General features: G+C 44.3%; 8 protein-coding genes. 6 read left to right on the top strand and 2 right to left on the bottom strand.

Annotation, left to right across the window (positions count from 1 at the left end):
- Positions 1-10 precede the first annotated feature (10 nt).
- The gene (locus GL182_RS01885; RefSeq protein ID WP_163377864.1) at positions 11-4618 is read left to right on the top strand and encodes a translocation/assembly module TamB domain-containing protein; all 4608 of its coding nucleotides are present in this window, start codon (positions 11-13) and stop codon (positions 4616-4618) included.
- A 31-nt stretch (positions 4619-4649) separates the two neighbouring features.
- A complete protein-coding gene (locus tag GL182_RS01880) occupies positions 4650-5951 on the top strand; it encodes a cryptochrome/photolyase family protein (RefSeq protein ID WP_163377863.1) in 1302 nt (433 codons plus the stop codon).
- Positions 5952-5953: 2 nt separating this feature from the next.
- Here the strand turns inward: GL182_RS01880 and GL182_RS01875 are convergent, their stop codons facing one another.
- Positions 5954-6622, bottom strand: a complete 669-nt coding sequence (locus GL182_RS01875) for a YdcF family protein (RefSeq protein WP_163377862.1) — start codon at positions 6620-6622, stop codon at positions 5954-5956.
- Between the two features lie 321 nt (positions 6623-6943).
- Here GL182_RS01875 and GL182_RS01870 point away from each other — a divergent pair, with 321 nt between their 5' ends.
- Positions 6944-7654, top strand: a complete 711-nt coding sequence (locus GL182_RS01870; RefSeq protein ID WP_163377861.1) for a hypothetical protein — start codon at positions 6944-6946, stop codon at positions 7652-7654.
- Positions 7655-7667: 13 nt separating this feature from the next.
- Here GL182_RS01870 and GL182_RS01865 read toward each other — a convergent pair whose 3' ends face one another.
- Entirely contained in the window at positions 7668-9509 is a 1842-nt protein-coding gene (locus GL182_RS01865) for a glycoside hydrolase family 9 protein (protein ID WP_317167770.1), read from the bottom strand.
- Between the two features lie 167 nt (positions 9510-9676).
- Here GL182_RS01865 and GL182_RS01860 point away from each other — a divergent pair, with 167 nt between their 5' ends.
- The 3 genes from GL182_RS01860 to GL182_RS01850 are packed head-to-tail and all read left to right on the top strand — an operon-like array spanning position 9677 to position 12531.
- Positions 9677-11749, top strand: a complete 2073-nt coding sequence (locus GL182_RS01860; protein ID WP_163377860.1) for a GAF domain-containing SpoIIE family protein phosphatase — start codon at positions 9677-9679, stop codon at positions 11747-11749.
- 31 nt (positions 11750-11780) lie between these two features.
- Positions 11781-12125, top strand: a complete 345-nt coding sequence (locus GL182_RS01855) for an STAS domain-containing protein (RefSeq protein ID WP_163377859.1) — start codon at positions 11781-11783, stop codon at positions 12123-12125.
- The gene (locus GL182_RS01850; protein WP_163377858.1) at positions 12115-12531 is read left to right on the top strand and encodes an ATP-binding protein; all 417 of its coding nucleotides are present in this window, start codon (positions 12115-12117) and stop codon (positions 12529-12531) included. The genes GL182_RS01855 and GL182_RS01850 overlap by 11 nt, the downstream gene beginning before the upstream one ends.
- The last annotated feature ends 40 nt before the right edge of the window (positions 12532-12571 follow it).

Raw genomic sequence — 12571 nt, 5'->3', positions numbered from 1 at the left:
TTAGTGCCTGTTGGAAAATAAACCGAAAGTTAAGGAAATTTTGCTGAATGCCCTGAGGCGGCTGTATGCGATCCTGCGTTACCTGCTGGTATTTCTGGTAGCTTTCACCCTGCTGCTTCAGATTCCTGGGATTCAAACCTACCTGGCCGGTTTCATCACCAACAGGATTTCCGCTAGTACTGGTTATGTGACAGATATTGGAAGGGTAAACCTCCGCTGGTGGGATGCCATCAGTCTCCGGGAAGTGACGGTGTACGACCTTCAGGATAGCCTGATGATAGACCTGGATGAAGTTTACATCGACTTTTCAGTCAAAGGGCTCCTGGACAAGGACCAACCGGGGCTGGATGTGGTCAACCTCAGAAATGGTAACCTTCGGCTGCTTACCCATACAGACGGGCAAGGCCTGAATATCTCGGTATTTTTAGAACGACTCAGGACCACCTTTTTTACCAAACCCAGGGAAAAACCAATCCGGGCATCAACATTTAATATCTCTAACATTTCTTTTGAGCAGACTTCCCTGGATATCATCGATTATACCCTGCCGGATATTGACCTGAAATTTGATTACGCCAATTTACAATTTCGGGACCTGGTGGCCAATGCTTCAGATTTTTATGTCAGAAGGGACACAGTAGCCTTTGACCTGGAATACATGAAAGGAGTAGAAACCAATTCCGGGATGGTGTTCCAGCAACTCCAGACTGATTTTACCTACTCCAGCACAGGGATGGAATTCAAATACCTTTTTCTGAAATCAAACGAAACGGAAATCAAAAACTACCTGCGGTTTGACTATGAAAATGTGGCCGACCTCAGGGATTTTAACCGACGGGTAGACCTGCTCGCCCGCCTGGATGAGGCGGTGCTGGATATACGGGACCTGGGTTATTTTTCCGAAAATATTCCACCCATAGACGACCGCCTTTACCTTAGCGGACAGATCATCGGCAAGGTCAATTCCATTTTTTCTGAGGAATTGCTACTCAGATTTGGAGAACGAAGTGCCTTATTTGGGAAATTCAACATAGAAGGTCTCCCCCAGGTGGCTGACACCTATTTCAACCTATCCCTGATGAATTCTACGCTTCAGCCTGAAGACCTTTATCCCTACATTGCCGAAACATCCAGAAGAGAGGTGGACAAATTCGGAATCATCCGGTTTGATTCAGATTTTGATGGCTATCTGAATGACTTTACTGCCAAAGGGGAATTCAGAACCGCCATTGGGGACTTGAAAGGAAACCTGAACTATGTCAATGAAAATGGCTTACCAACCTATCAGGGAGAGGTTGAAGCGATAAATTTTGACCTGGGAGTCTTGACGGAGGAATCTGAAAACTTTCAAAAGGCCAGTTTTAAAGGTGATATCAAAGGTACCGGACTTACGGTGGATGGGGCACTTGTGGCCCTTGATGCCCATATCAGCAAAATTGGCATCAATGAGTATGAATATACCAATATAGATACCAAAGCTACTTACGGAAAAGACCTCTTTCAGGGACAACTTACCATTAAGGATCCTAACCTGGTGATGGAGGTGGAAGGCACGCTTGACCTGAGAAATAACAAGGACTCTGCTAACCTGGTAATGAAACTGGACACAGCATTTCTAAATAATATCAACCTAACGGAAAAAGCCGTTTTTCTCAGCGGCAATTTTGAATTGGACACCAAAGGTATTCACTGGGATAATATTGAAGGAGTCTCCCGGTTTAGAGATGTCCTGGTCAGCTACGATGGAAGAGACCTATTTTTGGACTATTTTCTTTTCCAATCCCTTTTCACTGCCGATTCCAGGGTAATCTCACTCAATTCCGACTTGCTGGTAGCCGGAATCAGCGGCAACTTCAAGGTACAACAGCTGGGGCAGGATTTGGAACGCTTATGGGAGGAATATTATGCCATACTGACCAATGACTATAAGGGGCCAATAACCAATGCCCCGCCGGATAGCGAACCCTATGAGATTGACCTCAGCCTGGACCTCAGGGATCCCAATCCCATTTTAAATCTCATTGACCCCAGGCTATTTATTTCCAGCAATACCCAGGTCGAAGGAGCCTTCTATCAAACAGAACAGAACACGGTATTTAACTTCTTCACGGGAATAGATACCATTTATTACAACAACCATTATTTCATCGACAACAACATTGACCTCAATACGGCCAAGTACAAAAACAGCGATGAAGTATTGGCTTCTTTCTATGTACTTTCCAGGGAAATTCAGTTGAATTCCGGGTTGAATTTTCACAATTTATCCATGGAAACGATTTGGGATCAATCCCGGTTAAACCTGTCCTTTTACATGGACCAGTTACTCACAGAAAGCTACCTGGACATTGGAGCAGGCATCAACCTCTCCAGGGATATTACCACCATTGAGTTTTTGCCTTCAGAAATCAAATTATTGGAAGACTACTGGCAATTTGAACCCGATAACAGTATCCGCATCGGCGCAAATGAAACGGTTTTTGAAAATTTAAAAATATTCCACCAAAACCAATATATTTCAGCAGATGGTAAAATCAACCTGGACCCCGGAGATCAGATGGAAATCAATGTCCACGAATTAAACCTGGATTTTCTGAATTCCTTTGGCTCAAGGGAGTTTGAGGGTACCGCCAATGGAAGGGTAGGGCTGACAGAAGGCTGGAACAAGGAAGGAATGGAAGGCAAACTGAACATGGATGGCATCCGAATCAACAATTTCCTGGTCGGGGATATAACTGCCAGTGCCTATTTTGCTGACCAGGCCATCAACCTCTCCCTGGAAAACTACCGGGAAGGCAATAAAGTAATAGAAATCAGTGGAAACCTGTCTTCTGAGGAAAAGGAAATGGCCCTCAATGCCAATTTTGAAAATGCCAACCTGTCTGTAATAGAACCCTTTATTGCAGACTACATCAGCAATATTGATGGCAACCTGAATGGCAACCTGGGTATTCGGGGCAGCATTACCCGGCCCATTGTAGAAGGACTGGGTAAACTGGAAAATGCCACTTTTCGCTTCAACTACATGAATACCAGCTATAACGTAGATGGAAATGTCATCTTCGAGCCCGATAACATCAGCTTCCGGGGTCTTGAACTCCGGGATGTTAATAACAATACTGCAAGGTTGAGAGGGGGGATCAGCCATGACAATTTTGACAACCTGGTTTTGGACCTCTCCGCCAATATCAGCAATTTTCAGGTAATGAATACCAGCGCAGCTGATAACGACTTATTTTTCGGAACAGCCTACGCCACGGGAGATATCAACGTTTTTGGTGCTGCCAATAACCTGGACCTCACCGCAAATGCTACTTCCCAGCCCAATACCAGGGTATACATACCCATTGGAGACAGCAACGGACAGGCTCAGGAAGATTTCATCAACATCATCAATGTAAGGGATACCGTCCAATCGGTAAGCTTTGAAGAAAGTGTAGAAAAACTGACCATCAATAACCTGAGGATGAATCTGAACCTGGACATCACACCCGATGCTTATGTGGAAATACAGATTGATCCAAAAACGGAGGAAAATATTCAGGGCAGGGGAAGGGGAGTATTGAACCTGAACATCGATACCCAGGGCAATTTCAACATGGCTGGCAATTTTGAAATAGTAGATGCCCTGTACAATTTTTCGCTCTATAATGTCATCAATAAAAAATTCCTGATTGAGCCCGGAGGGGTCATCAATTGGTACGGGGATCCCTATGAAGGCGTGATGGATATTTCAGCGGTCTATGAAGAAAACGTATCCCTGGCATCCCTTCAACCCAATACGAATAATGGGCAATTTGAAAGCAACCAGTTGAAACGGCGCTTTCCCGTCAAAGTAATCATGGACCTGGATGGCCCCTTATTGTCTCCGGACATCGCTTTTGATTTTGACTTTTCCGAGTTTCCTGAGGACGGGGAATTGCAAACCACCATTTCAGCTTTCAGTAACAGGATTGCCAATGACGAACAGGAAAAAAACCGGCAGGTGTTCTCGCTGATCATGCTGCGCAGGTTTTCGCCGGAAGGACAGTTTAGCGGAGCAGGTATTGGTTTTTCCAACCTCAGCCAGCTGATTTCCTCTCAACTCAACAACCTGATCGCTCAGGTAGATGAAAATCTGGAAATAGATTTCGATTTGCTGGGACTGGATGAAACAGCCCTGGAAACCTTTCAGTTGAGGATTGCCTACACTTTTTTTGATGGCAGGCTCCGGGTGACCAGAGATGGTGGTTTTACAGACTTGCAAGGCAATGCGGATTTTAATACCATAGCCGGTGACTGGCAAGCCGAATACCTGCTTACTGAAGACGGAAGGTACCGGGTCCGGGTGTATAACCGCAACAATTTCAATACCCTGACAGCCCTCGGTATCAATAACCGGGGTCCGAATACCTATGGGGTTTCGGTATCACAAAACCTGCTTTTCAGCTCATTAAAAGAACTTTTCCAGAATTTCAGCCGGAAAAGATCCCTGCCAATGAATGATTCCGATGAATATTTACGAGGGGATTTTAATATTGACCTGGACGAAGTAGCTCCCGAATTATTTAAACCCGACCCCATTGAAGAGCCATCTGGTATCCGGATACTGGAACAGGAAAAACCGGTTGAAAATTAAACAATATCTGCACAAGGCCACTTACTATTTCATGGAAAAAATAACATTGTTTTGGTTTAGGAGAGACCTGCGCATGGAAGATAACATGGGCTTGTACTACGCCTATGAAAATGAGGAAAAGGTTTTACCGCTTTTTATTTTTGACAGTGATATCCTGAACAAACTGGAAGACAAGGCTGATGCCCGGGTGCAGTTTATCCACGAAAGGATCCGAATACTTCATGAGGAGCTTCGGAAATACAACAGCTCTATTTTAGTCAGAAAAGGTAACCCATTGGAAGTTTTCCAATCCCTTTCCAGGGAATTTGAGATTAAAAACGTATACACCAACAGGGATTATGAGCCTTACGCCCGGAAAAGGGACCAGGAGGTGGAATCATTTCTGAAGGAGAAAAACATCCCTTTTTACGATTTCAAAGATCAGGTCATCCATGAAAAGAAGGAAATAACCACTGAAAAGGGAGAGTTTTATAAGGTGTTCACGCCTTACAGCAGGATGTGGCTGAAAAAATTTAAGGCATCAAAAGTTGATACCGTAAGCCTGGATGGCCGCAAAAACAGCTTTTATCAAACAAAACCACTGCCCCTGCCCAGCCTGGAAGAGATTGGTTTCCAAAAAAGCCATATAGAAATCCCCCCACTTGATATTAATAAACCCCTGATCAAAAAATACGATAAAACAAGAAACTACCCTTCACTGAATGGCACCAGCAGGCTGGGCATCCATTTGCGATTTGGTACCATCAGTATCCGTAAACTTGTACTGGAAGCTGCCCAACTTAATGAAACCTATTTGAATGAGCTGATCTGGAGGGAGTTTTACATGATGATCCTCTATCACAATCCGCAGGTGGTGGACAAAGCTTTTAAATCCCAGTATGACCAGATACCCTGGCGGAATAAGGAGGAAGAATTTGAGCTATGGTGCAGGGGCGAAACCGGGTACCCCATGGTAGATGCAGGCATGAGGGAGCTTAACCAAACCGGCTACATGCACAACAGGGTAAGGATGGTTACCGCCAGTTTTTTGACCAAGCACCTGTTGATAGACTGGCGCTGGGGAGAGGCTTATTTTGCTAAAAAACTTCTGGATTTTGAATTGTCCTCCAATAATGGTGGATGGCAATGGGCAGCTGGGACAGGTACAGATGCCCAGCCTTATTTCAGGATTTTCAATCCCGAATCCCAACTCAATAAATTTGATAAAGAAGAAAAATACGTTAAAAAATGGATTCCAGAATATGGGACCGAAAAGTACCCAAAACCCATGGTAGACCACAAAACGGCCAGGGAAAGGGCCTTAAAGATATATAAGGAGGCTTTGGGGAAATAAACTTAGCCAATCAAATGCTGATCGAAGCCAAGCGCCACCAGTTTTTCAAAGGCTTCCCAAACAGGATCCGGGATTTCCTGATAAATCTGAAAGCCTTTCCTGGGATATTCCCTGATGCGCTGCAAATCCCCTACCATGGATTGAATCACAATGGCCATGGATATGTCTTCGTTGGGATAGGCTTCCAATGAAATCTGAGGACTGGTGACCATAACCGTTTTGTCTGGCCAATGCTTTTTAAATGTCGCATAGGATCGCCTCTCCATATATGGCTTTTGTACAACGATAAAACGGTCCAGGTCCAGGCCTTCTCTTTCCAGCAACTGCTGGGTAAAACGGATGTTCTCGCCGGTATTGGTGGACTGGTTTTCAACCCATATCGCTTCCCCGGGAACACCCATTTCCCGTGCAATTTTGGCAAATTTATCTGCCTCAGGCTCATCCCAAATTCCCTGCGTAAAATTGCCTAAACCTCCGGAAAAAATGAGGTGATCGGCCATGCCTTCCAGCCACAATTCGGCTCCGCGCCTGGCCACCCTGGTATCATGGCTGCCTAAAACAAATATGGCATCTGATGGTTGAAGGCCATGGTTGAGCTGGTGATAGTCCCATAAAATCCGGGCCAATTCAAGCACCTTTGAGTCAATTTTTGGCTGATCTTCCTGAAGCATAGGTAAAAGTTTAAATTTAAGCGACAAATATAATCTTTCCCGGGAGTAAACCATAACTCCCCTTATTTATGGAACCAATTACGGTTTTGAACTGAAATAAACTTTGTCAGGAAAACCAAATCCGAAATTTAGAATGATCATTCTACCAGCTAATCCGATGAATTTCGGCAAACCATGAAATGTGAAAAATTGAGCGGCTGGTTTTAATTATCACCCATTCCTGTTACTTTAACGAAGCGTTTTCAGCATGCTGAAAACTTACTTATCTACATTTCCTCAAGAAGCCAAATGACTCAAAGCAAGCACCAAATTTTATTCCGGTTGTTTGATAGGTATATTCCCGTGATCAGCATTGGTGAAAAACTAATGGTGTTTTCCAAAAAGGATTACAAAGAAGAAATGAAAAGAAGGAATTTTCAAACTGCGATCATTGATTCACCACTTGGATTACTTAAATACGATTTGGGATCTGACGGACCCTCCCCTTTGGCTGATGCTGATATCATGTCTGGGGAAACCCCATTACTTACAGCTTTTGAAAAATTGGCTTACCAGAGAAGGTTTTTCCTGAAAGAGGGCAAACACATCACCCATATTGTTACCCAAAGTGACCTGGATAAAATCCCAATGAGGTTGGCCATGATCGGCTTTATCAGCGTTTGGGAGACTTATCTCAGGGAATTGGTTAAATTGGAGATACCTGATTGGGAACAAAGCCTGTCTCAAAAGCGAATTGAGGATGCCAGGCAACTTTTTGCACTAAAAACCGCCCGGAATGAAGAAATTGACTTGATACAGTGTCTACAGCTGGCTGACCTGGGCAGCATTTTTTCCAAAAAGCAGCGTTTCAAAAGGTTCCTTCCTTCTTCAAACAGACAGGAATATGACAACATCACCAGGAATATTGGAAAACTTAGGGATGCCCTTGCCCATTCTCAAACGATTCTTCCTTTTACCTGGAAGGAAATTCACCTGCAAATATCATTTATCAGGACGGCAATCAAGAACAAGGGCGGGCAAACCTTCGGGTAACGGTTTCAATCATTTATTTTTCCTGAGTGCCGGGGTCTTTTTCCATCCCAAAATGGGCCATCATCAGAATAGCTCCTGCTGTACCATCCATGGTAGGTTCGTTGGTGCTGTAATCGCCCACATCATCCTGGTAAACTACATGATCGTTTTGTAAATGGGCAAATTCATCCGGATCATTTAGCGTCAGACCAAGCAAACTGTCGTGAATGCTGCGGTAAATAGGGCCATCTACCAGCCCGCCAGGTACCTTGATACCCAGCATCACAAAAACACTGGTATGTACATCATCCGGAACCTCTCCCTCCTCAGGCAATCCGGTAAACATGGAGGTTCCCCAGGGATTTCTGCCAAACAACCAGTCGCGCTGGGTGGCCAAAAAATGTCCGTATTGCCTGTCACCACTCATCTTTTCATAAAGAATGATTTGAGTGACCAAGCTAGTCAGCAGGTTATTGGAACACCAGATAAAAGGCACTCCGATATGAAATGGATTTTGGCCGGCCCTCTTCAGGGTGTAGTCTATCCCTTCCTGATAGTAGCCTTCGAGTATTTCCTTAAAATCCTGATCCACATGCCGATGAAGGGCAAAATGCCCCATGTTTATGAAGGGATAGCGCTGGTAATGCGCTGCAGAATCTCTTACGGTCCATGCATCTTCGTTACTACTCATTAAGGCATAAGCCTTGGCCTGATCCAGGTAAGTTTTTTCACCGGTCAGCGCAAAAAGCTCTGCTGCCCCCCATTCCATATCATCTGCCCAGGTATCCTCATTGTACCGGTAAGGGGCTCCATAGGAATTACCCTGCTGGTATCCCTCATGCTCCCTGCCCAGCCTGTAAAGTGAAATAGCAGCTTTCCTGCATTTTGCAGCATATATGGGATCATCCAGATGCTCCTCCCATATCCTGGCGGCAATGGCCATGGCTGCAGCACTCCTCCCAGCCAGGTTGGCCAATCCGGTTGCCTGGCTTTTATACTGGCCCAAACCCTGGGGTTTTCCCGTAGCCACATAAGCTGTCCGGTAGCTGTTTTCTCCCCAGCCATAATCTGAATTATCCTGATTGGGGATCTTAAACCCCCTGTGATCCCGGTCATCTGCTACCTGATGAAAAAGCATTTCCGGAGTAGCGTGCATTTTATGGATCCAATCCAACCCCCACTTCGCCTCATCCAATACATCCGGGATACCGTTGCTGCCTGGCTGTCCCAGGACATTGTATTGATCCGCAAACTTCTCGGGATACAACTCGAAGGCCAACAGCATATGGGCAGTTGCATAGCTCCCCGTGATCAGGTATTTGAGTTGATCTCCTGCATCATGCCAGCCCCCACTCAGGTCTACGTAGGTACTATCCGGCATGGGACCATAAAAACTCCGTCCATCTTTCTCATGACAAACCATATCCAGGGTAGGATTGTACCCACAACGCTGCTGCCGCATGAAAGTCAGCAAGGTCTCCTGATGATGTCCATAGGCCTCAGGACCGATGGTAAAGGTGTCAGATGCATCCAGTGTTTTTCCGGTTTGCAGGTAATATTCCCCCGGCTCCGTCCAGGAGGAAAAATTGAGGGTATAATAATAGTCGAATTTTCCCCAATTGGAAGTTCTTCTCCTTTCCGGCTTTAACTCCATCATTACCTTATCATCAGAAGCTCGCAAGAGTTGAACCCTTCCGCGGAATGGGGCCTGGCTGAATATCAGGGCTTCCTTTTCATCAGCTGACAGGTAACCGAGCTGATTTACCCTAAGGTAAGCTTTGGTCTGGCCATATCCCTCTGCCATCAGGCCTGTAGCTACAATAATTGCCAGGAATAACTTTAGCCCTGGCTTTATAGTGATCAAGTTAAAATTCATGAGACGAAATTAAAAAATTTGATCTGTAATTGGCATAAAAGGAGTAAAATCCCTGAAACATATGCATCAGGGACACCTTCCACCGAATTAAAATCTTATGTTCTCCATTCTTTTTTGAATGGTTCAATGAATTCTGCCATTCTATTTTTATTATTGTATGATTTTCTATGATAAAACCACCCAACATACAAAGAGGCAAAATCTATATCCTGCTGAGCATCCTGTCCTGGTTTGCCTTGTTGTTTGTAGACCTGGTAAGGATTTTCGGTGAAATCAACCAAATGGAAGGGGTGATCAACAGGGAAATTACCTGGATACTGGAGATTATCTTTTTTATTTTGCTCTACCTTTTTTTCAATGATTCAATCAATAAGAAGGAAAACAGCAATTTTCTCAACCTGATCTGGAGGGCAGCCTCAACCGGATTGATCGCGACGGGTACCTCATTTTTGATCATTTACTTTTACCAGATCCTTCAGGATACCCGCTTGTCTGATGATCCGTTGTTAAGAAATTTTTTCTATCATGTGAATTTTGCCCTGACAGCGATTTTCCTTATCTCTACCGCACTACTTTGGAAGCATCTCATCCTTTATCAAAAAAACAAAGCAGTCGTTCAGCAATGGCAGGCCTATGAAGTCATTTTGCTGATCAGCATGTTTTTCGTATTGATCAATCAGGAAAGCTTCAACTATGGTTTCATGTTTGGTTTGATCTTCCTGATCATTTACGGTATCATATTATCGGTAAATTTAAAATGGATCCCTTACCTGACCTTCCGGGAGAAATGGAAGTCCATATTATTTCTCGCCATCATCGTATCCTGCACCATTTATCTGCTGGTTCAATTGGTTTCCTATACCCAGAAAAATGTCCATTTTGTCAACCTGAGCGAAAACCTCTTTTTGCTGGGCCTTTTTGCCTTTGTACTGATTTATGCGGTATTCAGCTTTTTGGTCACTTTATTTAACCTGCCCACTTCCTCTGTCTTCGAGCAAAAGCTGACCGAAGCCATCAGTTTCCAAAAATTGAGCCAGTCCATACAGCCCGGAGAGAATGAGGACCAGGTGCTGGACATTTTAATGGACAGCTGTATGAGTGCAGCCTATGTGGATGCCGCCTGGCTGGAATTGCATGCCGATGAGGAGGACCGCCGGACAGGAACGGTGCTTTACCAAAAATTCATCAGCAATGCAGAAAGGCAGGAAATCATGGGCTTGCTGAAAAAGACGGAACCTTTTTCAGGTTACCTCAAAAGTCAGACGGATGCCAGAATAGAATACCTGTATGGAAAAATAGCTCATGAAATCTACCAATCGGTTCTGATCATTCCCGTCAGGGCCAATAAAAAAATACTTGGAGACATGTTTTTGCTGAAGGAGGTAAAAGATGGGTTTAATAAGGAGATGATCAACATCATTTCCACTTTTGTAGGACAAACGTCCATATCCATTGAAAATTATCGCCTGCTCAATCAGGCGATTAAAAACGAGCGATATCGGGAAGAGCTTGAAATCGCCCAGCGTGTACAAAGGAGTTTGTTGCCTTCTGCCTTGCACCACAATAAGTGCTTTGAGATTGACGGTTTCTCGGCAGCAGCAGATGAGGTCGGAGGAGATTACTATGAAACTTTTAGGTTTGACAAGGACAATTTCGCCTTGATCATTGGAGATGTTTCCGGTAAGGGGACCTCTGCGGCCTTTAACATGTCCCAGATGAAAGGGGTATTCCACAGCCTGGTGCAGTTGAATTTCAGCCCCAAAGTCTTCTTATCCAAGGCCAACAGTGCCCTGAGCCGTTGCCTGGAAAAGAACAATTTTATCACCACCACGTATTACACGGTCAACACCAAAGAAAAAGTAATCCACTTTGCCCGTGCAGGACATTGCCCTACCCTCTATTTTGACTGGAAAATGGGAGACTCCCGATTCCTGGATATCAAGGGGATGGGACTGGGTATCGTCAGGAATGACACCTTTGACCAATACCTGGAGGAGGGGACTTTGGTTTACCATACCGGAGATGTCCTGGTCATGTATACCGACGGGATTGTGGAAGCCAAAAATGCAAAAGGAGAAGAATTTGGGTACGAAAATCTTCGGATGCTTTTGGGTAATTTTCACGAATTACCTGCACGGGAGATCCGCTTAAAAATCATCGAAGAGGTTTATTCCTTTGTGGGAAAGGAAACACTTCCAGATGACGACTATTCTTTGTTGGTGATCAAATTTAAAGCATAAACTTAAAAACATTTAAAGCGTATAATTGGGTATGTTATCAATCAATAAAGCGTCTGAGCGAGATCACCTGGTGATTGCATTGAATGGCGAGGTAGATGCCAGCAATTCGGTAGAACTGGACGAAGTTATCCAGCAGGCTATTTCTGAAAATGTAGCCAAAATTTTGGTGGATGGCAGGGAACTGGAATACATCTCTTCCGCCGGCTTGGGCGTATTCATGTCTTATCTGGAAGATTTTCATGAAAAAGAGGTTGCCTTCGTTATTTTCGGACTCAATGAAAAAATATTGAATGTTTTCCATATACTTGGTTTGGACCAACTGATTAGCATCAAAAACACCAGGGAGGAAGCCGAAAAAGCGCTTTATGAAGCATGAATTGAAGCTATATTGTGAGAAAAGCCGACTGGCGGAGCTTAGGGGTTTTTTATCCGGAGTTTTGTCAGCCAGCGGTTTGAGTGAAATCATTCAAAATCAGTTGATCCTGGCAGTGGAAGAAGTCTGCGCCAACCTGATCATTCATTCCCATGATTGTAATCCTCTGAATCATATTCTGCTGGAAGTCCACATCAATCAGGACACCATTATTTTTGAAATCAAAGACTCGGGTAAAGCTTTTAATATCATAGAATATAAATCCCCGGAAATCAATGCGGTGATCAAAGAGAAGCGCAAAGGAGGGCTGGGACTACTTCTGGTCAGAAAAATCATGGATAAAATCGAATTTGAAACCGAACCTACTTTCAATACCTGCCGCTTGATCAAAAAGCTGAAATCCAAATAAATGTTAAATCCGTTTACTTATCCACAGCTTCTTCCAGAAT

Source organism: Cyclobacterium sp. SYSU L10401 (assembly GCF_010993705.1).
Classification (GTDB): Bacteria; Bacteroidota; Bacteroidia; order Cytophagales; family Cyclobacteriaceae; genus Cyclobacterium.
This window is presented reverse-complemented; position numbering and strand designations above follow the sequence as displayed.